General features: G+C 39.0%; 19 protein-coding genes and 1 pseudogene. 13 read left to right on the top strand and 7 right to left on the bottom strand.

Annotated features, from left to right (window positions below; translation table 11 throughout):
• Positions 1-29: 29 nt before the first annotated feature.
• From ACFOSX_RS08335 to ACFOSX_RS08345, 3 genes are read right to left on the bottom strand one after another with little or no spacing between them, the layout of a single operon-like run.
• Positions 30-1,253 (bottom strand): peptidylprolyl isomerase, encoded by a 1,224-nt coding sequence (locus ACFOSX_RS08335; protein WP_386099141.1) that lies wholly within the window; start codon positions 1,251-1,253, stop codon positions 30-32.
• Complete coding sequence (gene gldI / locus ACFOSX_RS08340) at positions 1,246-1,791, bottom strand: gliding motility-associated peptidyl-prolyl isomerase GldI (protein ID WP_386099144.1); 546 nt, start codon at positions 1,789-1,791, stop codon at positions 1,246-1,248. The genes ACFOSX_RS08335 and gldI overlap by 8 nt, the downstream gene beginning before the upstream one ends.
• The gene (locus tag ACFOSX_RS08345; protein ID WP_386099147.1) at positions 1,788-2,807 is read right to left on the bottom strand and encodes a DHH family phosphoesterase; all 1,020 of its coding nucleotides are present in this window, start codon (positions 2,805-2,807) and stop codon (positions 1,788-1,790) included. The genes gldI and ACFOSX_RS08345 overlap by 4 nt, the downstream gene beginning before the upstream one ends.
• A gap of 118 nt (positions 2,808-2,925) precedes the next feature.
• Between ACFOSX_RS08345 and ACFOSX_RS08350 the strand changes: the two genes are divergently transcribed.
• On the top strand, positions 2,926-3,345 hold the full coding sequence (locus ACFOSX_RS08350; protein ID WP_386099150.1) for a nucleoside-diphosphate kinase: 420 nt from the start codon (positions 2,926-2,928) through the stop codon (positions 3,343-3,345).
• Positions 3,346-3,517: 172 nt separating this feature from the next.
• Here the strand turns inward: ACFOSX_RS08350 and ACFOSX_RS08355 are convergent, their stop codons facing one another.
• Both ACFOSX_RS08355 and ACFOSX_RS08360 read right to left on the bottom strand, forming a co-directional pair.
• Positions 3,518-6,364: a M16 family metallopeptidase gene (locus tag ACFOSX_RS08355; RefSeq protein WP_386099153.1), complete on the bottom strand. Its 2,847-nt coding sequence runs from the start codon at positions 6,362-6,364 to the stop codon at positions 3,518-3,520.
• 123 nt (positions 6,365-6,487) lie between these two features.
• Positions 6,488-8,971 (bottom strand): M14 family metallopeptidase, encoded by a 2,484-nt coding sequence (locus ACFOSX_RS08360; RefSeq protein ID WP_386099156.1) that lies wholly within the window; start codon positions 8,969-8,971, stop codon positions 6,488-6,490.
• 134 nt (positions 8,972-9,105) lie between these two features.
• Between ACFOSX_RS08360 and bshC the strand changes: the two genes are divergently transcribed.
• The 5 genes from bshC (at position 9,106) to ACFOSX_RS08385 (ending at position 15,120) form a co-directional block, all read left to right on the top strand.
• The gene (gene bshC / locus ACFOSX_RS08365; RefSeq protein ID WP_386099159.1) at positions 9,106-10,701 is read left to right on the top strand and encodes a bacillithiol biosynthesis cysteine-adding enzyme BshC; all 1,596 of its coding nucleotides are present in this window, start codon (positions 9,106-9,108) and stop codon (positions 10,699-10,701) included.
• Between the two features lie 56 nt (positions 10,702-10,757).
• Positions 10,758-12,293, top strand: coding sequence for a glutamine-hydrolyzing GMP synthase (gene guaA, locus ACFOSX_RS08370; RefSeq protein ID WP_386099162.1), 1,536 nt, complete (start codon positions 10,758-10,760; stop codon positions 12,291-12,293).
• A 25-nt stretch (positions 12,294-12,318) separates the two neighbouring features.
• Complete coding sequence (locus ACFOSX_RS08375; protein WP_386099165.1) at positions 12,319-14,259, top strand: LysM peptidoglycan-binding domain-containing protein; 1,941 nt, start codon at positions 12,319-12,321, stop codon at positions 14,257-14,259.
• A gap of 65 nt (positions 14,260-14,324) precedes the next feature.
• On the top strand, positions 14,325-14,876 hold the full coding sequence (locus ACFOSX_RS08380; RefSeq protein WP_386099168.1) for a DUF922 domain-containing protein: 552 nt from the start codon (positions 14,325-14,327) through the stop codon (positions 14,874-14,876).
• Between the two features lie 7 nt (positions 14,877-14,883).
• Positions 14,884-15,120, top strand: a complete 237-nt coding sequence (locus ACFOSX_RS08385; protein WP_386099171.1) for a DUF3820 family protein — start codon at positions 14,884-14,886, stop codon at positions 15,118-15,120.
• Between the two features lie 24 nt (positions 15,121-15,144).
• On the opposite strand, the gene ACFOSX_RS08390 is transcribed toward ACFOSX_RS08385, so the two are convergent.
• Positions 15,145-15,759: a hypothetical protein gene (locus ACFOSX_RS08390; protein WP_386099174.1), complete on the bottom strand. Its 615-nt coding sequence runs from the start codon at positions 15,757-15,759 to the stop codon at positions 15,145-15,147.
• A 386-nt stretch (positions 15,760-16,145) separates the two neighbouring features.
• On the opposite strand from ACFOSX_RS08390, the gene ACFOSX_RS08395 reads away from it, so the two are divergent.
• Positions 16,146-17,762, top strand: a complete 1,617-nt coding sequence (locus tag ACFOSX_RS08395; protein ID WP_386099177.1) for a CTP synthase — start codon at positions 16,146-16,148, stop codon at positions 17,760-17,762.
• Positions 17,763-17,878: 116 nt separating this feature from the next.
• Entirely contained in the window at positions 17,879-19,789 is a 1,911-nt protein-coding gene (gene yidC, locus ACFOSX_RS08400) for a membrane protein insertase YidC (RefSeq protein ID WP_386099180.1), read from the top strand.
• 145 nt (positions 19,790-19,934) lie between these two features.
• Here yidC and ACFOSX_RS08405 read toward each other — a convergent pair whose 3' ends face one another.
• Entirely contained in the window at positions 19,935-20,882 is a 948-nt protein-coding gene (locus ACFOSX_RS08405) for a fasciclin domain-containing protein (protein ID WP_386099183.1), read from the bottom strand.
• Between the two features lie 105 nt (positions 20,883-20,987).
• Here ACFOSX_RS08405 and ACFOSX_RS08410 point away from each other — a divergent pair, with 105 nt between their 5' ends.
• The 5 genes and pseudogenes from ACFOSX_RS08410 (at position 20,988) to ACFOSX_RS08430 (ending at position 25,036) form a co-directional block, all read left to right on the top strand.
• Positions 20,988-21,701 (top strand): toxin-antitoxin system YwqK family antitoxin, encoded by a 714-nt coding sequence (locus ACFOSX_RS08410; protein WP_386099186.1) that lies wholly within the window; start codon positions 20,988-20,990, stop codon positions 21,699-21,701.
• A 29-nt stretch (positions 21,702-21,730) separates the two neighbouring features.
• Positions 21,731-21,814 (top strand): annotated as a pseudogene (locus ACFOSX_RS08415) (DUF3884 family protein); the annotation flags it as partial.
• A 3-nt stretch (positions 21,815-21,817) separates the two neighbouring features.
• Positions 21,818-23,005, top strand: coding sequence for a tRNA 2-thiouridine(34) synthase MnmA (mnmA, locus tag ACFOSX_RS08420; protein ID WP_386099189.1), 1,188 nt, complete (start codon positions 21,818-21,820; stop codon positions 23,003-23,005).
• A gap of 197 nt (positions 23,006-23,202) precedes the next feature.
• Complete coding sequence (locus ACFOSX_RS08425) at positions 23,203-24,144, top strand: NAD(P)H-dependent flavin oxidoreductase (RefSeq protein ID WP_386099192.1); 942 nt, start codon at positions 23,203-23,205, stop codon at positions 24,142-24,144.
• A gap of 136 nt (positions 24,145-24,280) precedes the next feature.
• Positions 24,281-25,036: an SDR family NAD(P)-dependent oxidoreductase gene (locus ACFOSX_RS08430; RefSeq protein WP_386099195.1), complete on the top strand. Its 756-nt coding sequence runs from the start codon at positions 24,281-24,283 to the stop codon at positions 25,034-25,036.
• The last annotated feature ends 24 nt before the right edge of the window (positions 25,037-25,060 follow it).

A 25,060-nucleotide genomic window follows, 5' to 3' on the forward strand; every position in this document is an offset into this window, starting at 1 on the left:
ATTTTTTATCTATCTTAAATCTATTTGACTTATTTCGCCATTTCAACCAATTCAATAATAAAGGCTAAATCGGTATTTGGAGCCACTAATGGTGCTCGTCCACTTTCGCCATAAGCAATATGGGACGGGAAGTAGAAAAAGGTCTTTTCTCCAATTTTCATAGAAGCTAAGGCTTCCTTAAACCCTGCAAACAATGGTGCGTCTGGGCTAATTGTCATCGGTGTCGGAGCGTACATGCCACGCTGTTCTTTCATAGGGTTTACAGCACCATAACGTTCCTCAACAGACTTCACATTACTATCTAAAATACGACCGTCAGCAAAATAACCTTCATAATTCACCATTACGGATTCACCTGTTTTTGGTTTTGGTCCAGTTCCTTCTTTCAAGGTATAATATTGCATCCCAGACTCTGTAGTTTTCGCTTTAGATTTGTAGTCATCAATTGTTGGCTTAAAGGTAGCTGCAGCTTCCTTGATTTTTTCTTCCTTGGCTTTTTGCTCAGCTTCAGCTTTGGCACGTTGTTCTTCTTTTATGGCTTCAATCTTACCTTCAACTAAAGGTAATTGTTCGTTAAAGACTTCGGCGGCATCAAATTTTTTGGCATCAGAACCGATTCTGATGATGTTCAATTTCGTAATCACAACATCTTCTACTGGTTTGTTACGTGCACCAACTTGGACATTAGAAATAGCATCTTGTACCTCAATACCTTTGACCAATTCCCCAAAAACAGAATGGCAACTTACACGAGGTGCGCCACAGTTTTTCATGTTCCCCTCTGCATCAAAAGCATCTAGACTTGGATAAGGGACTTCAGTAATAAAAAATTGACTTCCATTGGTATCCATACCTCCAGAATTCGCCATAGAAAGAATACCCGGTTTGTCGTGCTTTAAGTCTGGGTCAAAATCAGCGGTAAAACGGTAGCCGGGAGTTCCTGAACCAGTTCCGGTAGGGTCCCCACCCTGAATCATAAACTGATCCATGACGCGGTGAAATGTTAGTCCATCATAAAATGGTTTTCCTTTATATTGTTCTTCGGCTAGTGGGTGAGTTCCCTCGGCCAAAGCCACGAAATTTGCTACAGTAAGCGGTACCTTATCATAAAATAATTTGGCAATCATGGTGTCCTTAGTGGTCACAAATTCGGCATAAAGACCATCATCCAAATCTTGGTATTGGGTTTTGCAAGAAGTGGTATAGCCTAATAGAATTACTAACGCTAAGGGTAATAAAATACGTTTAATCATTGTTGTTTTGGGTTATTGAGTTTAATGTTACTTCGCTAATCAGTGGCACATTGGTGCCTATTTTTTTGTCATCGCCATAATAGCCATAAGCGGTATAGGATGGAAACACAAAGGTAACGTCTTCGCCAGGTTTCATGAGTTTTAAGCCTTCGCGCAATCCTGTGAAAAGTATTTCTTTTTCCATCACGTAATCTCGATTTCCGATAGACGCTTTACTGTATATGGTTTCTCCGTTGAGGTGTTTAAGGTTGTAATCAAAATTAATGGTGTCGCCGAAATCTGCTTTTATGGTATCTTGTTCAACCTTGGTGTCATAGCTATACCAAAACCCGTTTTCTGAAGCAATAAATTGTTTGTCAGACTGTTGGGAGATAAATGCTTCTATAGTAGCACGTTCTTGCTCCACTAATTTTTTGTTGAGTTTTGCGGATTCTTTAATGTAAGAACCTGACTTTGTAGATAGGGGCTTTCTGGCTTCATTAGTCTTACAACCAAACGAAACTAGAGAGACTAAAAGTATGATGACTAGATTTTTCATTGGGACAAATCTGATTTGTAAGCGTCCAATATACTAATAAAATTGTCAACTGTGTCTTGTAGGTTTAAGTCGCTTTTACCGCCTGCTGCGTTGGTATGGCCACCGCCACTAAAGTGTGCCCTAGAAAATTCATTGACCGAAAAGTCCCCTTTACTTCGCAATGAAATCTTAATAATATCGTCTTGCTTATTCTCAATAAATATGGCCGCGAAAATGATGCCCTCTAGTGACAAGGCATAATTGACAAAGCCTTCGGTGTCTCCCTTTTTAAATTTGAATTGATCCAATTCGTTTTGGGACAAGGTAATATAAGCTGTTTTTAATTCTGGAATTACCTTTAAATTCTGAAGGGCACAACCCAGCAATTGAAGCCTGCTGTAACTATTGGTGTCGTAAATGTTGTTGTGAATTTCAGAATTGTCCGCCCCTTTTTCGATTAAATGAGCAATAACACGATGGGTTTTCTCAGTCGTCGCCGGAAAGCGAAACGAACCCGTATCCGTCATAATTCCAACATACAAACAGGTGGCAATTGTAGCATCAATTTTATCCGAGTCGCCTAAAAAGTCAATAAAATTATAGACCATTTCGCAGGTTGATGACATGGACACGTCGGAATACATGTATTTGGCATAATCATCCGGTTGCTGGTGATGGTCAATCATCACTTTTATGGCATCGGTCTGTTCTAAAACTGAACCCATATCATCGCCAACGCGACTTAAAGAATTAAAATCCAAAGTAAAAATGACCTCTGCTTTATTTAAAAGGTTTGTTGCATTTTCTGAATCACTTTCAAACTTCAAAATCGAAGCTTCACCAGGGATCCATTTCAGGAAATTAGGATAATCATTTGGTGCAATAACGGTACAGCTATGGCCTAGGGTATTCAAATAATGGAACAATGCTAACGTGGAACCAATAGCATCACCATCTGGGTTTTTATGTGGAATAATGGCAATCTGTTTAGGCGTGTTTAATAGCGCTTTTATGCCGTCTATAGTCTCATTTGTCATAGCTGACGAAGATACAATATTTTAGGAGTTTGGGGACTTGATTAATCGAAGAAATGCATTACTTTTGCACGGAATTTACCGAGGCCAAAATTCGGTTAAAACACGAAAACAATTAAACATGGCAACTAACAGAACATTTACAATGTTAAAGCCAGATGCTGTTGAAAAAGGACACATCGGCGCAATATTAGAAAAAATCAATGCTGCAGGATTTAGAATCGTAGCAATGAAATTGACACAAATGACAGCGGCTGACGCTAAGGAATTTTACGCTATCCACAGTGAGCGTCCATTCTTTGGGGAGTTGGTAGAGTATATGACCAGAGGTCCTATTGTTGCAGCTATCTTAGAAAAAGATAACGCGGTTGAAGATTTTAGAACTTTAATTGGGGCTACAAATCCTGCTGATGCGGCCGAAGGGACCATCCGTAAATTATATGCGGCATCTATCGGTGAAAATGCAGTACACGGAAGTGATAGTGATGAGAATGCGGCTATTGAAGGTGCATTCCACTTTGCAGGACGCGATATGTTCTAAACCGATCTTTAGGTTTACAGTTTATAGAAAAAATCCGATGCATCACATCGGATTTTTTAGTTTACACCCCTAAAGTCCCCTCAAGGGGACAATAGTTCAATTCAAATTATGTGGATTGTCCCCTTGAGGGGACTTTAGGGGTGTTTGTCAATCTTATTTATACGTAAACCTACTATTGATCCAGCCCTTCCAACTTTGGATTAACCAAAATTGGCTCCCCAAAACCAAGCTGTTTTAACTTGTCGAGTTGGGTTTTGGCATCACCAACCACAACGTAAATCATTTGGTCTGGATTGATATATTTTTCTGCTAGTGCTTTAATATCCTCAACGGTCATGGCTTTAACAATGGCTTCACGTTGTTTGGCATAATCGGTGTCAAATCCGTAGTTACTGATGTTAGATAGCATATTCAATTTAGCGCCAAGTGTTTCAAAAGCTCGGGCATTACTCTTCACCATAAAGCCTTTGGTCACGGCTAAATCCGTTGAGTCGTAATTTTTGCCATAATTCTCCATAATCTCTTTCACTAAGGCAGATGATTCATAAGTAACATTAGAACGTACTCCAGAATTTATCCTAAAGCTTCCCGTAAGATCATTACCTGAGAATCTAGAACCAATACCGTAAGTATAACCCTTTCCTTCACGCAACTGTTGCGTGAGTTGAGACGCAAAACTACCACCCCCCAATCTGTAATTCATTACTGTCGTTGGATAGTAATCTTCATCGGTGACCTTTGGGCCTGGATATCCAAAATTGATTATGGATTGTTTGGCATTAGGGACGTCATAGAAATAGACTTTTGAAGTCTCCACTTTTGGCATCGGTGGTAATTCAGGGATTTTAATGTCTTTAGCTTCCCATTCAGTATTTAAACGCTCTAGACTTTTCACTACGTCACTTTCATCGATGTCACCTACCACATGAACCTTCGCTAAAGTAGGGCTAAGGTTGTTTTTGTAATAGGCTTTTAGGTCCTCCATGGTAATGTTTCCTACAGATTCTTCGGTACCTGAATTATTGTATGCCAAAATGTTGTTTTCGCCATAGAGGATTTTTGAAAATGTATTGGCAGCAATGGTATTGGGATTGGCCGCTTGACGTTGGATTCCGCTGATGACACTACTTTTTATAAGCTCGAATTCGGTTTCATCCCATCTTGGTTCCAGAAATAGTTCTGATACCAAAGCCATAGTTTTATCAAAATTCTTAGCCAAGGTATTTCCTGAAATATAAATGGCGTCATCCCCAGCAAACGCATTGATATTGGCACCAAGCATATTGATTTCGTTTTCCAAGGCTTCGACCGTTTTGTTCTTTGTGCCCTTGGTCATGAGTCTGGCCAAAAGGTTAGAGACACCTACTTTATCTTTAGTTTCAAAAAGTAAACCACCATCCATCTGAATTTGAAATTGTACCAAGGGCACTTCATCGTTTTCAATACCAAAGACTTTTAAACCAGAATCTAAATCAGCCGTCCAAACCTCAGGCACTTTTAAATCTGGGCTTTGGCCATAGTTTGGCTCAATGGTTCTATCAAACGATGACGGCGTACGCTCATATTCTGCAACGATAGACGCATCAAAAGTTTCTTCTGCGCCTTCAACAATTTCTTCTTCCACAACTTCAGCTAAGGCTGAATTATCTAAAATCAAGTTCTTTTGACCTTTTGGTACAAAGCTCGTTGCGACGTAATTTTTGTCTTTGATGTAGGTTTCGTAAACGCGCATCACATCCTCTGGCGTTACGGCTAATATTTTTTTGACATCTTCATTGATGTAGCCTGGGTCGCCTGCAAAGATTTCGTATTGTGCCAATTGAAAGCCTTTTCCTAAAACACTGGATAAACCGTTATAGAAGTTGGTTTCTTGTCCTGCTTTTATTCGGGCTAAGTCTTCTTCGGAAATACCATTGATTTCAAAATCTTCGAAGGCTTCGTTTATGGCTTTTGCAACATCGTTCAATTCAACTTGGTCAAAAGCCGTTACTGTTAAATACAATTCGCCTGCTAATTCTGACGTAGAATTGAACATACCTACGTTACTTGTCAACTTTTGCTCTTCAACCAGCACTTTGTTCATTGGCGCTTTTTTGCCTTCCGTTAAATATTCTGAAAGTACACGCAAGGCATAAGAGTCTGGGTGGTATTGGTGTACCGTTGGCCACACCATGTTTAATCGAGGCGCTCTTGCGAAGTTGTCTTCGTAATATAAACGCTTAGACTCTTTAAGATTGACAGGTTGCTTCTCTAAGGTAGCAATATCTTCACCTCTTGGGATTTCATTAAAATATTTCTTAACCCAAGTTTTGGTTTGTTCTACATCTATGTCCCCAGCAACGGTCAATATCACATTGTTTGGCACATACCATTTATTGTAAAAGTCTTTGACATCCTGAAGGGTTGCATTCTGAAGGTCTTCCAAAGACCCAATCACCGTCCAGCTGTATGGGTGTCCTTTTGGGTATAAATTTTTATTGACGACCATGGAATTATGACCGTATGGTCTGTTGTCTACGGATTGGCGTTTTTCGTTTTTAACCACTTGCTTTTCCTTGGCCAAAACGGGTTCGGTCACGGTATTGATGAAGTACCCCAACTTATCGGCTTCTGCCCAAATCATTTTCTCTAAAGCATCAATCGGCACGGTTTGAAAATAATTGGTTCTATCTCTACTCGTAGACCCATTGGCGCCGGAGCCACCGATGCGCGCACTCATTTTGTCGAGGCCACCTTTACCTAGATTTTCTGATTCTAAAAACAGAAGATGCTCAAATAAATGGGCGAAACCTGTCCGTCCTTCTTTTTCTCTTGCTGAACCGACATGCGCTGTTAAAGCAACTGCGGCCACTGGATCGGAACGGTCTACATGCAGTATGACTTTTAAACCATTGTCTAACGTAAAGGTTTCATAATCGACCTTGAAGTCTTGTGTTTCTGATTTAGATGATTGTTCATCGTTACAAGATGTTAAACCTAGGGCTAGAAAGACTAGGAGTAAGGTTTTAAATGCTTTCATGATTGATGTTATTTAGTTGTTTGTTGTATGTCGTTGAGTCGTTTTTTGTTTAGTCGTTTTTTGTTTAGTCGTAAAGTGTTATGCGTTTTATGTCTAACGACTCACAGCTAACGACTCGCAACTCTACAATTCAAATGCATTATTATTTACAAAGAAAATTGAGTTTACAAAGAAGAGTTTTCCATTTTCCCAGAAGCTTCGGAACATGACATCATCTACAAAATAGATAAAGCTACCACTACCATTGCGCTCTTCACCAAAGACTAGGGTATCGTCTAGTTTTTTTACGGCGCGACGACCAGCAAAACCAGAATACACCTTAGTATCATCAATATGCGCTACATTGTAACCACTGTTTAATAATTTGTAGGCTGAGCTTCCCAATTTAAGCGTGAAGTAATCGTTTCCATAGCCAAAAGCCATAGGATGCGTATTATCTACCTTGGTTTTAAAAATGGCACCTGTGATAAGGTCATTGGCATAGTCACGCTCGCGCTCAGCGTAGGAGAGGAGGTTGTTGCTTTCAGACTCCTCATCGTCCGATGATTTGTAACCCAAATCAAAACCATCTTTTCCTGCAAAGGAACTCAATGCACGGTCAATAGCGATGACTTTACCACCTTGTCTCACCCAGTCTTTCAATTTTTTCATACCACTCTCATTCAAGATACGTCCATAGTACCCGCTTGGCATAATGAGGACGTTGTATTTATTCAAATCAACCCGACTAAAATTGTCGGTATTAATTGAGGTGACAGGATAGTGTAATTGCTGTTCAAAGAAATGCCAAAGCGCACCATAACTTAATGAAGACGTACCTTCACCGGAAAGCATGGCGACTTTTTGCGGATTTACGAGTTTAATATCAGGCGAACCGATATCTGGCGTTGTGGTTGAAAATCCTGAGTTGATAACACTAACCTGATGCTTTTGCTCAATCAATACCGTATTGAATTTTTCCAAGAAATCATCCAAATGACCATTGTCCCCTTTGGTAATGATTAGTGAACCTCGGCTAAATGATTTTCCATTGCTTGTGAATGGTTTTTCAGTAAAGCGTACTCTTATATCTTCTTTCAATAAAGCCGTTAAGAATTGTGCATCATCTAAACTGTTCCATTCCGAAACATAGCCATATGCTGATGGAACCGTTTTACCCACAACTTCTGTATCGAATTTTGAAAGCCCAACCACTGACGTACTCGCCACAGCGTTTAAGCCATAGGCATACGGTAAGGACCACGCCGTAATATCATAGGTTAGCGAATCGCTCAGTTTGGCATCTGGTTCAAACAATACTTTAATCATTTTACCTTTAGGCTGATTGGTGGGAATGACCAAATCATTAATTGTAGCATCAAGATTACCTTGTTTGCCTGTGCCATAATGATAGCCAGAAACACGGCCTTTATCTGGGCTTCCGTAACGTATTTCGTGTTTATCTAAAAGCGCCTTTAAACTTTCAATTTTTTTAGCATTGCCTTGAAGAACGTAGCTCTTGTATTTTAAATTTCTGTTATCAAAGAATTTTGAAAATTCGGTATTTAGACGCTCTGTATTTTGTGAGGCAATTTCAACCGTGGATAGTCCTGTAGTGGTATGATGCGTTAAACGCTCTACCAAAGTCAATACATGGCCTTCATCATTTAAAATACCTAGTCCTGCACGGCCATGACCGCCTTGCTCATAGGTCATACCGATTGCACCCATATAGGTCGGGTAGGTGTCGCCATAACTTGGATAAAACAAATCGAAACGCTCACGTGTAAAGAATAACCAGCCTTCTTCATCAAAATATTTGGCGTGGTTTTTTCCGATTTCGGTTTGAAAATCGCGCTGAAAATCCGTGATGATTTCATGGAAGGGTTCCGCCGCAGGCGCAAAATAATAGGGTTCATTAATGCCTTGTTCATGAAAATCCACATGAATATGAGGCATCCATTTGTTATAGGCTTTTAAACGTTGAGCACTTTCAACTTGTGATGCCCAAGCCCAATCACGATTCAAATCAAATAAATAGTGATTGGGGCGTCCGCCCGGCCAAGGCTCGTTGTGTTCGCTCGCTTGGGGGTCGATATCGTAAGGCTGACTTGCGGTTTTGTTAAACCAGTTGACGTAGCGGTCGCGCCCGTCTGGGTTAATACACGGGTCAATAATAACCACCGTATTTTTTAACCAATCTTGCTTTTCGGTCAGCAGTTTGTATAAGGTCAACATAGAGGCTTCCGTGCTCGAGGCTTCATTGCCATGCACGTTATAACTTAACCAGACCATAGCTACATCTGGCGTTGATGCAGTTCCGTCTGAAAGTCCAGCATTTTTAAGATGGTTATCTCTTATGCTTTCAATATTTGCTATGTTTTCTTCGGAAGAAATCACCGCCAAATACAAAGGACGTCGCTCGTTGGTTTGTCCGTATTTTTCTAGCTTTACCTGATTTGGAAATGCCGAAGCCACATGTTGAAAATAATCCACCACCTGATGGTGTCTGCTAAATTGCGTACCAATATCATAGCCCAAAAATTCTGAAGGCGATTGTAAATTCTGTGAAAATGCTAAAGAAATGGTCCCCATTACGACGAAGAGGAAAGTGCAAATTTTGCGCATGCTGGTTGAGTTTAGTTCGTAGCTAGTAAATATAATACGTCCTGTTCAATTTTTATTCATGACTTATTGAATTAACTAAAAATTAGCAGATAGAATGCGCTGTTGAATTATCTTTATGCCTTTAAAACCAATTTATGCCGACTGAATGTATTCCGTTTAGGACCACCAACTACTTTTCAGACTTTATATGTGATTATCTCGATGCTAAGCCAGAATTAAAAAGGCTTTACGGGCATTTTCCGACTTTGGAAAATTTTAAACTTCAGCTTGAAGAAAAATCCAAAACATTTCAATCTGAAGGTCGAAAGGTGCTTTCGGAAGTACTTTTAAAACAGTATTCATCTCTTGAAACGTCTGAAGGCACAGCGACAAATATTCAATCTTTAAAAGATAAAAACACCTTTACCGTTACTACGGGTCATCAGTTGAATCTGTTTACTGGACCGTTGTATTTCCTTCATAAAATAGTGTCTACCATTAATTTGGCGAAGCAATTGTCTGAGGCTTATCCGGCGCATCATTTCGTCCCTGTATATTGGATGGCGACGGAAGACCATGATTTTGAAGAAATCAATTACTTCAATTTTAAAGGCACCAAAATCCGTTGGAACAGTCAACAGACAGGAGCCGTTGGACGATTCAATACCGAAGGCTTGGCCGAGGTTTATGCTGTGGTTGAAGAGGCCTTTGGACCAGGAAATTATGCCAACGAATTAAAATCGCTTTTCAAAAGTGCTTATTTGGAGCATAAAAACTTGGCGGACGCCACGCGCTATTTAGCGAATGCCTTATTCGGAAAGCATGGATTAGTAATTTTAGATGCCGATGACCGCGATTTAAAGCATCTCTTTATTCCGAATATGGAAAAAGAGTTGTTGGAACAATCCAGCTATAAAGATGTTTTGGAGACGAATACAACGCTTGAAGAATTGGATTATGGCATTCAGGTGAATCCTCGGGAAATCAATTTGTTTTATATCCATGATGGACTTAGAGAGCGGATAGTTTTTGAAGATGATATGTTCAAAGTCAATAATACGGATATCCATTGGAATGATAAGGATTTAATAGCTCATCTCAACCAAGCACCAGAGCGTTTTTCACCGAACGTAATCATGCGTCCGTTGTATCAAGAAGTTATTCTGCCAAATCTCTGCTACATTGGCGGTGGAGGCGAATTGGCTTATTGGTTTCAATTGAAGCGTAGTTTTGAAAGCCATAATGTTACGTTTCCTATGTTGTTGCTTCGGAATTCAGTGTTGATTAAAACCAAGAAACAAGCCCAAAAGCTTGAAAATCTGAATATATCAACAAAAGATATTTTTCTGAAGCGCGAACAGTTTATCAATAAAAAAGTACGCCAGATTTCAAATATTGATATCGATTTTTCAGACCAAAAAGACCATTTGCAAGAACAGTTTAAAGCAATGTATGATTTAGCGGAGCAGACCGATAAATCCTTCATCGGTGCCGTAAAAGCACAGGAAGTAAAGCAACTCAAAGGTTTGGAGCATTTGGAAAAACGATTGCTCAAAGCCCAAAAGAAAAAATTGGCCGATGAGGTTGGCCGAATGACCGATATCCAAGAACAGCTCTTTCCTAACCAAAGCCTTCAAGAACGGAATACCAATTTTTCAGAATTGTATCTCGAGTTTGGCGAAGGATTGATTGAGAGGTTACTTCAAGATTTAGAACCTTTAAAAGGGGAATTTACAGTGTTGACAATTTGATTTAAAAAGTTCTTGTAGTTGTTTAGATATATTATGCCCAATCTTTATTTTTGTGCATGCAACACGACAAAGTTTTAATCTTAGATTTTGGCTCGCAATACACACAACTGATTGCGCGCCGTGTAAGGGAACTCAATATCTACAGTGAGATCCATCCATTCAATAAAATTCCAACGGCGATAGAGGACTATAAAGCGGTTATTCTTTCGGGGAGCCCGGTTTCTGTGCGGTCAGAAGAAGCCCTACATCCTGAGCTTTCAAAAATAAAAGGTAAAAAGCCTCTTTTAGGCGTTTGTTATGGCGCACAGTATTTGGCACATTTTAATGATGGTGAAGTGGCCTCATCAAACACGCGAGAATATGGTCGTGCTAATTTAGCTTTTGTTGACCAAGACGAACCCTTTTTAACTGGTATTTCTGAAGGGAGTCAAGTATGGATGAGCCATAGTGACACTATTAAAACCTTGCCATCTGGTGGGAAATTAATTGCCAGCACACATGATGTTGAAAATGCAGCATATAAAATTGAAGGTGAAACTACCTATGCTATTCAATTTCATCCAGAAGTGTATCATTCAACAGATGGTAAATTATTACTCGAAAACTTTTTGGTAAAAATCGCAGGAGTCAATCCGGATTGGACACCACAATCCTTTGTGGAAGAAACGGTAGACGGACTAAAAGAAAAATTAGGTAACGATAAAGTTGTCCTTGGTTTGTCTGGCGGCGTCGATTCCTCCGTGGCGGCGATGTTGTTGCATAAAGCTATTGGCAAAAACCTCTATTGTATTTTTGTCAATAACGGTTTGTTGCGTAAAAATGAATTTACAGACGTCCTCAAACAATACGAAGGCATGGGCCTTAACGTAAAAGGTGTAGATGCTTCGGCACGCTTTTTGGATGCTTTGGCAGGGAAGAGCGATCCGGAGGAAAAACGAAAGGCAATAGGCCGTGTGTTCATTGAAGTGTTTGATGATGAGGCAACAAGTATTCAGGATGTAAAATGGTTGGCGCAAGGCACCATCTATCCCGATGTGATTGAAAGTGTCTCGGCTACCGGAGGACCGAGTGCTACGATAAAAAGTCATCATAATGTCGGAGGTTTACCCGATTTTATGAAACTGAAAATTGTGGAGCCACTCAAATCCTTGTTTAAGGATGAGGTTAGGCGTGTTGGTGCAAGTATGGGTATTGACGCAAAATTATTGGGCAGACACCCATTTCCTGGTCCTGGATTGGCGATTCGTATTCTCGGTGATCTAACTCCTGAGAAAGTACGTATATTACAAGAGGTCGATGCTGTTTTTATAGACAACTTAAGGTCTTGGGGATTGTACGATAAGGTGTGGCAGGCAGGCGCTCTTTTGCTTCCGGTAAACAGCGTTGGTGTGATGGGTGATGAGCGTACATACGAAAAATGTGTGGCTCTAAGAGCTGTTGAAAGCACTGATGGAATGACCGCAGATTGGGTAAATCTGCCTTACGAGTTTTTACAAAAAACTTCGAACGAAATAATAAATAAAGTGAAAGGCGTTAATAGAGTAGTCTATGACATCAGCTCTAAACCGCCGGCAACTATAGAGTGGGAGTAGTCCACAACAAATAATTGATAGCACTATGAAATACGTTTTAATCCTTTTACTGTTTATCGCAGGCTTTTCGGCCTCGGCGCAAAACTATAAAACACACAAGGTAAAGTCTGGCGAAACGCTTGAAACGATTTCTAAGGAATACCTCGTGACACCTTTTGATATTTTGGCGTTAAACCCAGATGCTAAAGCAGGATTAAACGAAAGCATGACCTTGATTATTCCAAATTCTAAGGTAAAGAACAATCCTATTGAGCCAACAACAAAATCAGTTATTGGCTATAAAAAGCATAAGGTAAAGCGAAAGGAAACCTTATTCAGTTTATCGCAACAATACGGTGTTTCCATTGATGATATTAAGCGAGAAAACAAACAATTGTACGCCAAACCACTTCAAAAAGGGGATAAAATCAGAATTCCTCGTTATAAGACCGTTTCTTCACAACAAACCTTGACCAATACCATCAAAAAATACATGGTTCGTCCGCGTGAAGGTAAATGGCGGATTGCCTATAAATTTGGGATTACAGTGCCAGAGCTAGAAGACTTAAACCCTAAAATGAATGAAGTGCTTCAACCAGGCGATATGATTAACGTCCCTAACATTGCGAATAATGATGAGAAGGCTGTTGAAGACGATAAGTACAATTACTATACGGTATTGAAGAGTGAAGGTTTTATGGCACTCAACCGAAAATTGGGCTTAACCCAAGACGAATTAGAAGCCCTAAATCCTGAATTAAAAGCTAGTGGCTTAAAATTTGGAATGGTACTAAAAGTGCCTGCCAACATACAAGTCAACGGTCCTGATGAAATCAATGGCGACATGCCAGAGTTGGAAGGTGTTAATACTACAGACTTAAGTCTTAACATCAAAGACCGAAGTACTAAACGCATTGCCTTATTGTTGCCGTTTAGATTACAGCGTTTAGACATGGATTCTATTGCTGAGGTTAAGGATATGATGAAGGACGACAGACTATTGTCGGTGACTCTAGACTTTCATTCTGGTGCGCTTATGGCTCTTGATTCTGCAAGTAAGGTAGGCATTTCAACCCGTTTGAAAGTGTTTGATACCAAAAACCGTATTTCTGAAATTTCTTCAATATTAGACCGAAATGATTTCAACAGCTATGATGCTATTATTGGCCCTTTTATGGCAAATAATTTTGACAAGTTTGCGCCAGAAATTCAAGATACCAAAGTGCCTTTGATTTCACCTGTAGCCATTCCGAAGAAAGTGTATAGCAATGTGTACCAGACGGTGCCTTCAGACAAAACGTTAAGAGATAAAATGCTCAATTTTGTGAAGCGTGACAGTCTTGAACAAAACGTAGTGCTGATAGCGGATAGAGGGCATTCGGCCTCTGTTGATATTCTAAAACGTGAATTCCCAAAAGCCAAAATCATACTATCTGAAAAAGACAAGAAATCAGGAAAAGACAATTTCTTCATTTACCCTACCTCGTTAGATGGCGTGTTTGAAGATGGTAAAACCATTGTGTTTTTGGAGACTAAAAATCCGGCGCTGGCCTCAAGTGTCATCAGCCTTTTGAATGGTCATAATAGTGGCGATAAGGAAATTGTGTTGTCTACCTTAAATCACAATAGCGCATTTGAATCTAAGGATGTGGATAATTATCACTTATCTAATCTTAAGTTTCAATACCCGTCGGTGAACCGAAGTTATGATGATGCTAATCCTGGCGCCTTTGTAAAAGCCTATGAAGACAAATACGGAGTAAGACCAAATCGTTATGCCTCACGGGGATTTGATATTATGATGGATGTTTTATTCCGATTGGCGAATACCGAAGGTAATCTCTATGAAGCCTCTAGCAGTGATGTGGAAACAGAATATGTAGAGAACAAATTCCGCTATAACAAGCAGTTATTTGGAGGCTACATTAACGAGGCAGTTTACATTGTAAAGTATGATGACCTAAGAATTACAACGGTCGGTCAGTAAGTCGGATTTGTAAAATAATTAGGAATTCCCTACGTTTAAAGCTATACATCCCAAATTAAACTATTATGAAACTTAAACTTATTCTACTTGCCGGATTGTTTTTATGCCTCGGCCAAAGCTCCAAAGACGAACGTTTTGAATGGCGCGAAACCCGAAAATTAAAATGGGTAGATTTTAAACGCCCTGCACAATCAGGCTCCGATGCGGCTGCAATGACTTCTGCGGGTATTACATTTGGGTATTCATTACGTCAACGCGTGGTCAATGGGCCGATTATAGGATTCAATACGGATGTGAAGGCCTACTTTTATCCACAAAAATCATGGGTTAAAAAGGGTTCGAATACGCCATATATATTATCTCACGAGCAATTACATTTTGATTTAACGGAACTTTACGTACGTAAATTCAGAAAGCGTATTACGGAATTGGAATTATCTGATAATATCAAAGCCGAATTGAAAGAACTTCAAATACAAATTAATAAAGAACTCAACGAAGAGCAGTTTTTGTATGATATCCAGACCAATCATTCCATTAGAAAAGATGCCCAGGCCGAATGGAGTAAAAAGATAAAGGCTGAATTGAAGGAATACGAGGCTTTTAAGTCGAAGTAAACTAGTTTTGGAGTCTCCCAAATTCAATCAAAACGCTCTCATAGAACTCGCCCACTACAAAATGCCATTTGGCAAGTACAAGGACGAATATTTGATTGATATCCCAGAATATTACTACACCTGGTTTAAACAAAAAGGCTTCCCTGATGGTAAATTGGGACGCATGATGACACAGATGCACGAGATTAAAATCAATGGCTTAGAGGAATTGATTTATACCATTCGGAGGAATTTTAGCCAATAATTTTTCACTTGCTTATCCATAAGTTCACCGCATTAACTTGACAAGTTCTTCTATTTCCTTTTTGTTGTCAATATCTTCACCGATAATATTTAAATTATCAGTCATTTTGAATTTAGGATTTATAGTTAGAATGATATCAGGGAATTCATCTCTGATATTCAAACAAATCAAGTGTATGATATCATAAAATAGGTTTTTTTCAGAATTTGAATTAGGAATTATGTAATCATAATTTTTGAATTCAGTAGAGAAAAAAGATTCTTTCTTTTTTCTGAAATTATGTGCGATGATAACATTTCTAAAGTCATTAAGGTCTTTCCATTTATTTATCCTTTTTATCCCTGGTTTGTTCTTTTTTCTTATATAATTTACTCTTCTCGAAAAATGATCTTCAACATAAGAAGGCGAGAAGAATTTATTATATTCTTCTAAAAATGAGCAAAATGAAATGATTGTATGGTTAGAAATTATCGAAACCAAAGAGTTTTTAAACGAAATCTGATCTGCAAAAAAACCTTCGTGCTTTATTTTGTCTATAAAATTTTTATTTACATAGACCTTGTTTAGTGTTTCGATTTGAAGTTTTATTTGAGTATCAATACTAAATAGTGTTTGAATTACATGTCTAAGTTTACTCATTCAAATAGATTAAAAATAGTTTGTTCTTACCAAAATACATAATATTCATTCATTTTGATAACGAGTTTAGCTTCTGCTTTTAATGAAACTCAAGTCCAAAAGAAAATCTTTATAAGCTATTCTATCTTTTACGCATACTTTAAGTTTTGCTTAGACATTTATGTTGAACCATTAAAGTGTTGTTAATTTTTTATATATGGGAGGAGTTTTAGAATATACAACTTTGCGTTGGCCAGTTGCGCAGAAGAGAATATGGCTTTGCATCGGTTGTTTATGGTTTGGAATTCATAACGTTATATTTTCTTGATAATTGTAAGGAATTGATGTTCCCATATCCTAAATAACTCGCATATTTTCGTAAATTTGCCTGCGTTTAACAGCGCAACATGACTACAGATCCCAAGTATATTTTTGTCACAGGTGGTGTGTCTTCTTCTCTCGGAAAAGGCATTATCGCAGCGTCTCTGGCAAAATTACTCCAAGCACAAGGTTACCGAACCACTATTCAAAAACTAGATCCTTACATCAACATTGATCCTGGTACGTTAAATCCTTACGAGCATGGCGAATGTTATGTCACAGATGATGGTGCAGAAACTGATTTGGATTTGGGCCATTATGAGCGCTTTCTAAACGTACCAACGTCACAAGCCAATAATGTCACTACTGGTCGTATTTACCAAAGCGTGATTGATAAAGAACGTCGTGGCGAATTTTTGGGCAAGACTGTTCAAGTCATTCCGCATATTACGGATGAGATTAAACATCGCATTCAGATTCTGGGGAATTCTGGAGATTACGATATCATCATTACCGAAATAGGAGGTACCGTCGGTGATATTGAGTCCTTACCTTATATTGAAGCAGTGCGTCAGTTACAATGGGATTTAGGTGAAGAAAATGCCTTAGTCATTCATTTAACCTTAGTACCATATCTTTCTGCGGCAGGCGAATTAAAAACAAAGCCTACCCAACACAGCGTCAAAACTTTGATGGAAAGTGGTGTGCAAGCCGATATTTTGGTTTGTAGAACGGAGCACGAATTAAACGAAAGCATCAAAATTAAACTGGCACGTTTTTGTAATGTTAAAAAGGAAGCGGTTATTCAATCTATTGATGCGTCTACTATTTATGATGTTCCCAATTTAATGCTCGAAGAAGGTTTAGACCGCGTAGTTTTGAATAAACTTGGCTTGGAAAGTTCGCGTCCCGATTTACAACGTTGGAACCAATTCCTAAAGCGTCATAAAAACCCTAAATCTGAAGTCACTATAGGCCTCATCGGAAAATATGTAGAGCTTCAAGATTCCTATAAATCTATATTGGAAGCCTTTATTCATGCTGGGGCGGAGAATGAAGTACGGGTCAATGTAGAATCTATTCATTCTGAATTTTTATCAGAAAATGATGTCGCTTCAAAATTAAAACATCTCGACGGGGTATTAGTCGCGCCAGGTTTTGGAGAGCGTGGTATAGAAGGAAAAATTGATGCCGTTAGATATGTGCGAGAAAACAATATTCCATTTTTAGGGATTTGTTTGGGCATGCAAATGGCCGTTATAGAATTTGCTAGAAACATCCTGAATTTAAAGGGTGCCAACTCTACTGAAATGGATGAGACAACGCCACATCCGGTGATCGACCTGATGGAATCACAAAAAACAGTTGTCGATAAGGGCGGTACCATGCGTTTAGGTGCGTGGGATTGTGAATTAGAAGACGAGAGTATTGTGTCGTCAATTTATGAAGATTCGATAATAAAAGAACGTCACCGTCACCGTTATGAATTTAATAACCATTATAAGGAACAGATCGAAAAAGCAGGACTCAAAGCTACTGGTTACAACCCAGAAACAGGTCTTGTAGAAATTGTGGAATTACCCACCAATGATTGGTTTGTCGGCGTACAATACCATCCAGAATACAAGAGTACTGTGGCGAATCCACATCCATTATTCATTGCCTTCGTAGAAGCAGCTCATAAATACAAACAGAAAAAATAATATGTCATAGTGGCACAAAACTAACTTTGGACGGTTTTTTGGTGACCACATCGCACAGCGCAGACTACATTAGCGCTTGGAATTACTAACTAGACGACCGCTTTGGCGGGAAAAATATGGAAGAAAAGAAATTTGACCTCAATTCAATTATAGGTTTTGTACTGATATTCGGAATCCTATTGTGGATTATGTATCAGCAACAACCGACCGAAGAGGAAATTGCCGCACAAAAGCAAGCGGAAGCAGAACAGGTTGAGGCTGAGAAAAAAGCAAAAACCATTGAAAATGGTCAAACCAAGCAGACCACAGCAGAGGACTATACAAACTTCAGCGCAATGGATTCTACACAGCGTGCTGGTCTTCAAAGTAAATATGGCGCCTTTGCTTATGCCATGTCTTTGCCATCAGCGAATAAAGAGTTTACCGAAGTCTCAACGGAGGTTTTGGATTTAAAATTCAGTACCAAAGGTGGTTTTCTTTCTGAAGTAAAATTGCGCGATTTTGTACGTTTTGACTCTATTCCGATTTATATGGTCAAGGATGGTAATACGGAATTCAATGTTAAGTTACCAACTACTGATAGTCGTACAATGAATACATCGACCCTGCCTTTTGAACCAACAGTAACCCAAAATGGTGGGAATACGGTGGTATCAATGAAACTTAAAGTAGCCGCAGATAAGTATTTGGAATACCGTTACGAGCTAAAACCTAACGATTACATGATCGATTTTAGCATCAAGTCCCAAGGTATGGATGGTATCATCGATGGATCACAGACTATTGATTTAGATTGGGCAATGACACAATTGCGTCATGATAAGAGTGTATCCTACGAAAATCGCTACACAAGATTAACCTACCGCCACGAAGATGGTAAGATTGATAAGCTGTCCCAAATGGGTAATGATGATGAGATTATTGAGGAGGTTGATTGGATATCTTACCGTCAGCATTTCTTCAGCTCTATATTAAAGACAGATACACCTTTTCCTTCAGCAACCATTACGTCTGAAGATTTAGTTGAGGATGAAGCCGTTGATACCTTATATACCAAAAGATACACCACCAAATTAGCGTTGGATGTAAAGGGTGGTGAACTTGCCCAAAATATGAATCTCTATTACGGCCCTACAGATGCTAAGATTCTTAAGAATTATGATGATGAGCTTGTAGAAAGTATTCCTTTTGGTTGGGGAATTTTTGGTTGGATTAATAAGGCCATTTTCATACCGTTATTTAACTTTTTAAGTGGCATGTTGCCTTATGGTATCGCCATTATTGTGATGACTATTTTGGTGAAAATAGTATTGTCTTTTGTACAGTACAAGCAATTCTTGTCACAGGCAAAAATGAAGATCCTTAAACCAGAATTGGATGCCATCAGAACGAAATATAAAGACAATAAGCTTAAAGCACAGCAAGAGACTATGGCACTTCAGAGTAAGGCTGGGGCAAGTCCGCTAAGTGGCTGTCTACCAGGTTTAATGCAGATTCCGGTGTTCTATGCCTTGTTCATGTTTTTCCCAACAGCATTTGCATTAAGACAAAAAAGTTTTTTATGGGCAGACGATTTAAGTTCGTATGATGTGATTGCAGAATTACCATTCAGCATTCCGTTTTATGGCGACCACGTAAGTTTATTTCCAATATTAGCCGCTGTAGCAATTTTCTTTTATATGAAGATGACTACGGGTCAACAAATGGCGAATCAACCTACACAAGAAGGTATGCCAGATATGGCTAAGATGATGAAGTACATGATTTACTTCTCGCCATTATTAATGTTGTTTTTCTTTAATAACTACGCATCCGGATTGAGTTTGTACTATTTTGTATCTAACTTAATTAGTATTGGGATTATGCTGGTTATAAAAAACTTCATTATTGATGAAAATAAAGTATTAGCCAAGATTGAAGACAATAAGAAAAAGCCTAAGAAGCAAAATCGTTTCCAAAAGAAGATGGCGGAAATGATGGAGCAAGCTGAGCAACAAAAAAAGGTACAGCAAAATAGAAGAAAATAGAAGTCAAATAACTTTATAATTAACCCTCATTCGTAAAAGATTGAGGGTTTTTTAATGAACAAAAAACCCTTCGGAAAAGCTCCAAAGGGTTTTACTAACTAAATCAATCAATATAAAAATGAGGTAATCAGCCTCGATCTTTCTTTTATTCAGCAGGTAGAATTACTCTATCTACAACATGTACAACACCGTTACTCCCTTGGATATCAACCAATGATGGCACTATGTTGATCTCTCTATCTCTTGGATCAGTAATTGTTAAACTACCAGCATCAACCATAATGTTCCCGCCAAGTGTGGCTACCATTCCAGTAGTCAACTCACCTGAAGTTACATTGGCATTGGTTATAACGTGTGTCAATAACACAGCTTCTACGGTTTCCGCATCAATATCTGTTAATGCGCTTACACCTAATTCAGAGAGTAGGGCCAAAAAGGCATCATTAGTTGGTGCAAACGTTGTAAATGTACTGTTCTGTGATAATGTAGCGACCAAATCTGTTCCGTCTTGAGTGTCTGCATAAACTAAAGCATCTACTAATACACTCAATGCAGGGTTTGCAATAGCATGGTCTGCGGTAGTCGGCGGTAATAATACTTTATTAATCACATGGACAACACCATTATCTGCCATTTGGTCTGGAGTGATAACATTAGCACCGGCATCAGTGCTAGATCCTCCATTTAACTGTACTACACCATTAACAACATTAAAGTACAAACTTAAATTTGTAGATTCAGGACCTGATGCCCCAGTTGTTTCATAACCACTTCCCGCACCGATTAATGTTGAAGCAGGAATGTTTTCGCCTATTATTACATGGTTTAATAAAACCTCAGTTAAAGTATTTAAAGGAATATCATCTAAAGAATTCCAGTTATTATTACTATCTAATAAATCCTGAAAAGCTTGGTTAGTAGGTGCAAAAACCGTAAAAGGGCCTTCTTCTTCAAGCGTAGTTACTAAATTTGCACGTGTCAAAGCATCTGCTAATACTGTAAAATTAGCATCAACTGCTACATCAACTACAGTAGTTTCTGAAGGCATAGGCGTATTATCATCGTCTGAGTCACAAGACTGAAACGTAACCATCACAAAAGCTAGGGGAAGAATAAGCAGAGTTTTTAAAATATTTTTCATTTTTTTGGGTTTAATAGTTATTAACTCATTTTTAAAAGTGTTTAACAAATTTAAATAATGATTAAACAAAGTTACGTGCGCAATCGCTCATTTGCTTCACTCATTTGCATTTTTACCATTTTTTTAACAACCATAAGTGCTCAAAATGAGCTCAATGGCTTTGATAATAATGGAGAACGGCATGGGGTTTGGACCAAATATTTTGAAGGTACCAATCAACCTAGATACACAGGTAAATTCAATCATGGAAAGGAAATAGATACGTTTAAGTTTTACACCCTGAGTAACAAAAAAAGTGTCTTGAGTGCCGTTAAGGTATTCAATGCTGAAAATAACCTTGCAGATGTTAAATTTTTAACTTCTTACGGTAAAATTATAAGCCAAGGCCAGATGGATGGCAAAAAGTATATTGGAGAATGGGTCTATTTTCACAAATCATCAAAAACTATTATGACGACCGAGAATTATAATGATGATGGAAATCTCGATGGACCTCGAAAAGTATTCTATAAAAACGGTAAACTCGCTGAAGAAGCCGTTTATAAGGACGGAAAGCTCCACGGTACCTCCAAATGGTATACGGATTCAGGTGGCCTTTTACGAACTTCAGAATATAAGAATGACAAACTTCATGGTGACTCAGTCTTTTATGACACAGAAGGGCGCATAGCTACGCTAGGTGAATACAAAGCAGATAAGCGTGTAGGAAGGTGGACGTATTACAAGGAGGGCAAAGTCGTTAAAGTGGAAGATTTAGGGGATGGCGATTAAGTGTATTTCAGACAATAGGCTAAACGCATTTATACAATAGATTAGGACAATGGTATTCAAGCTCGGGTACCATTTTTATTTGTAATTTTGCCACCTTAAATTCAAGTAACTAGAACATGAAACGGGTCATAGTTGGTCTTTCTGGAGGTGTAGATTCTAGCGTTGCAGCCTATCTTTTAAAGGAGCAAGGTTATGAGGTGATCGGCTTATTCATGAAGAATTGGCACGATGACAGCGTGACTATTTCTGATGAATGTCCATGGTTGGAAGATAGTAATGACGCCATGTTGGTCGCCAATAAATTGGGGATTCCTTTTCAAACGGTAGACTTAAGCGCACAATACAAAGAACGTATCGTTGATTATATGTTTAAGGAATACGAGAATGGACGAACGCCAAATCCCGATGTGCTTTGCAATAGAGAAATTAAGTTTGATGTCTTTATGGACATCGCTTTAGAATTGGGTGCGGATTTTGTCGCTACAGGTCACTACTGCCGAAAGGATACGATTACAAAGCATGGTAAAGACGTTCATCGCTTACTGTCCGCCAAGGACACTAATAAAGATCAATCTTATTTTTTGTGTCAACTTTCACAAGCCCAATTGGCAAAGGCTCTATTTCCAATAGGCGAATTAACCAAACCAGAAGTCCGGGAAGTTGCCAGAGCGCAGGATTTAATCACCGCGGAAAAGAAAGATTCCCAAGGTTTATGCTTTATCGGAAAAGTACGATTGCCCGAATTTCTGCAACAACAACTAAAACCAAAAGAGGGTGTTATTGTTGAAATTCCTGAAGTACATTCATTGTATTCAGAAGCCATTCCGAAGTTTGAAAACAAATCTGCTGAATTAGCTTATTTCTCAAACCCCAAAAGCTATCAAATCCAAGATGGAACTGTTGTAGGAAGGCACCAAGGCGCTCATTATTTTACCAAAGGGCAACGCAAAGGGTTGGCGGTTGGTGGCACCAAAGAACCGCTATTCGTTATTGATACGGATGTGAAAGAAAATGTCATTTACACCGGCCAAGGAAAAAATCATCCTGGCTTGTTGCGTTCTGTTTTGTTTGTTAACAACGACGATGTGCACTGGATACGAGAAGATTTAGAATTAGTCGAAGGTGAAACTATGGAAGTCGAAGCTAGAATACGCTACAGACAGCCCCTTCAAAAAGCGACTTTGCATAAAATGGATTCGGGATTATATGTTGAATTTCAAGGTCCACAATCCGCTATTACTGAAGGTCAGTTTGTTGCATGGTATATTGATGATGAGCTATTGGGTTCCGGCGTTATTTCTTAGGTTCTATGGCTACTGCAGTTGGTTTGTCATTCCTGTCCCGACGCTTCGGGAGCTGAATCTCAAAATTTTATCTCGCCGTATTCATTAATAATTAAAGAGGGCTTCTTTTTTCAGAAAAAGGAATCAATATATTTACAATTCAATTAAGACCTTAGTCACACTGGGTCTCTCGAAGTGCAATATCAAACATCATCCACATGCCAAACAGAATCACCCAACTCTTCAATATAAAGTATCCCATTGTACAAGCCGGAATGATCTGGAACAGCGGTTGGCGCTTAGCCTCGGCAGCTAGTAACTCAGGAATTTTGGGTCTCATCGGGGCAGGGTCCATGTATCCTGATGTATTGCGAGAGCATATTCAAAAATGCAAAAAGGCCACGGATAGGCCGTTTGGTGTGAATGTTCCTATGCTGTATCCCAACATCGAAGAGATTATGGATATCATTGTTGAGGAAGGTGTGAAAATTGTATTTACATCAGCAGGTAACCCTAAGACTTGGACCAAATGGTTGCAAGATAGAGGCATCACCGTTGTACATGTCGTCAGTAGTGTAAAATTTGCATTAAAAGCACAAGAGGCAGGTGTGGATGCGGTTGTAGCGGAAGGATTTGAAGCTGGAGGCCATAACGGGAGAGATGAAACCACAACTTTGACTTTAATCCCCATGGTGAAAGAGCAGATCAAAATTCCATTAATTGCTGCTGGAGGTATTGCAACAGGAAAAGCGATGTTGGCCACAATGATATTGGGTGCCGATGGGGTTCAAGTTGGAAGCCGATTTGTGGCCAGCGAAGAATCTTCGGCCCATCAAGCCTTTAAACAGGTGGTGGTTGATGCCAAGGAAGGGGACACTCAATTGACTTTAAAAGAACTGGCGCCAGTTCGCCTAATTAAAAATAAATTCTATAATGATCTCCAAGATCTATATAAAAAAGGACCAACAATTGATGAACTCAAAGAACTACTCGGTAGGGCAAGAGCGAAACGTGGTATGTTTGAAGGGGATCTCGAGGATGGCGAATTAGAGATAGGACAAATCTCTGGACTTATTCATGACATAAAACCAGTTTCTGAGATTGTAGATGAAATAATAACAGAATTTAAAAGAGCGCAGACATCAATCTCTAAGCTATAAATTAATTCAGAATATTTTAGGTCTTATAAGATTAGTATGACGAATAGTAGATTCGGATAAGACAATCATAGATTATGACGAGTGTACTTATATATGATGACGCAACTTTGTAGTGTAATTATAAAACACAACAAAAATGAGTCAAAAAACTGCAATTATTACTGGAGGAAGTCGAGGATTAGGTCGTGATATGGCGCTTAATCTCGCAAAAGACGGTATCAATGTTATCTTTTCGTACAATACAAATCTTGAAAAAGCCAAGGAGGTTATTTCAGACATTGAAGCCTTAGGACAAAAAGCGGTTGCTTTTCCGTTTAATGCCAACAATCCCAACACAGCGAAGCTATTTATGTCCAAAGCCACCGAATATCTTATGGAAGAAAACGGAAAGCCAAATTTTGATTTTCTGATCAATAACGCCGGAACAGGAACCTTCAATATGATCAACGACACCACGGAAGATCAATTTGATGAAATGATGAATGTTCACCTTAAAAGCGTCTATTTTTTAACACAAGCGGCTTTACCATATATAAATTCTGGAGGTCGTATTGTTAATATTTCAAGTGGTTTGGCGCGCTTCAGTCTGCCCGGTATGTCGTCCTACGCCATAATGAAAGGTGCTATCGAAGTATTTACACGTTATTTGGCTAAGGAATTGGGCTCCAGAAAAATAACGGCCAATGTTATAGCGCCAGGAGCCATTGCCACAGATTTCGCTGGTGGAAGCAATAAGCAGGAGGATAAAGCTGCTGTCATTTCGAGCATTACCGCTTTAGGCCGTGTAGGCGAAGCTGAAGATGTTGGTGGAACGGTGGCCTTTTTATGTTCGGACCGCGCTGGATGGATCAATGGACAGCGTATGGAAGTGTCCGGGGGGATGCTTGTGTAAAATCTTTTCAATACTTTTAGGAAA

The organism is Winogradskyella maritima (assembly GCF_042650215.1).
GTDB lineage: Bacteria > Bacteroidota > Bacteroidia > Flavobacteriales > Flavobacteriaceae > Winogradskyella > Winogradskyella maritima.

Excerpts from the sequence above, each read along its gene's own strand:
- guaA (WP_386099162.1), top strand. The coding sequence starts at position 10,758 with ATGCAACACGACAAAGTTTTAATCTTAGATTTTGGCTCGCAATACACA.
- ACFOSX_RS08425 (WP_386099192.1), top strand. The coding sequence starts at position 23,203 with ATGCCAAACAGAATCACCCAACTCTTCAATATAAAGTATCCCATTGTA.
- ACFOSX_RS08360 (WP_386099156.1), bottom strand. The coding sequence starts at position 8,971 with ATGCGCAAAATTTGCACTTTCCTCTTCGTCGTAATGGGGACCATTTCT.
- ACFOSX_RS08405 (WP_386099183.1), bottom strand. The coding sequence starts at position 20,882 with ATGGTTACGTTTCAGTCTTGTGACTCAGACGATGATAATACGCCTATG.
- ACFOSX_RS08345 (WP_386099147.1), bottom strand. The coding sequence starts at position 2,807 with ATGACAAATGAGACTATAGACGGCATAAAAGCGCTATTAAACACGCCT.
- ACFOSX_RS08335 (WP_386099141.1), bottom strand. The coding sequence starts at position 1,253 with ATGATTAAACGTATTTTATTACCCTTAGCGTTAGTAATTCTATTAGGC.
- bshC (WP_386099159.1), top strand. The coding sequence starts at position 9,106 with ATGCCGACTGAATGTATTCCGTTTAGGACCACCAACTACTTTTCAGAC.
- mnmA (WP_386099189.1), top strand. The coding sequence starts at position 21,818 with ATGAAACGGGTCATAGTTGGTCTTTCTGGAGGTGTAGATTCTAGCGTT.
- ACFOSX_RS08375 (WP_386099165.1), top strand. The coding sequence starts at position 12,319 with ATGAAATACGTTTTAATCCTTTTACTGTTTATCGCAGGCTTTTCGGCC.
- ACFOSX_RS08395 (WP_386099177.1), top strand. The coding sequence starts at position 16,146 with ATGACTACAGATCCCAAGTATATTTTTGTCACAGGTGGTGTGTCTTCT.
- ACFOSX_RS08355 (WP_386099153.1), bottom strand. The coding sequence starts at position 6,364 with ATGAAAGCATTTAAAACCTTACTCCTAGTCTTTCTAGCCCTAGGTTTA.
- ACFOSX_RS08350 (WP_386099150.1), top strand. The coding sequence starts at position 2,926 with ATGGCAACTAACAGAACATTTACAATGTTAAAGCCAGATGCTGTTGAA.
- ACFOSX_RS08410 (WP_386099186.1), top strand. The coding sequence starts at position 20,988 with ATGATTAAACAAAGTTACGTGCGCAATCGCTCATTTGCTTCACTCATT.
- ACFOSX_RS08390 (WP_386099174.1), bottom strand. The coding sequence starts at position 15,759 with ATGAGTAAACTTAGACATGTAATTCAAACACTATTTAGTATTGATACT.
- yidC (WP_386099180.1), top strand. The coding sequence starts at position 17,879 with ATGGAAGAAAAGAAATTTGACCTCAATTCAATTATAGGTTTTGTACTG.
- gldI (WP_386099144.1), bottom strand. The coding sequence starts at position 1,791 with ATGAAAAATCTAGTCATCATACTTTTAGTCTCTCTAGTTTCGTTTGGT.
- ACFOSX_RS08430 (WP_386099195.1), top strand. The coding sequence starts at position 24,281 with ATGAGTCAAAAAACTGCAATTATTACTGGAGGAAGTCGAGGATTAGGT.
- ACFOSX_RS08380 (WP_386099168.1), top strand. The coding sequence starts at position 14,325 with ATGAAACTTAAACTTATTCTACTTGCCGGATTGTTTTTATGCCTCGGC.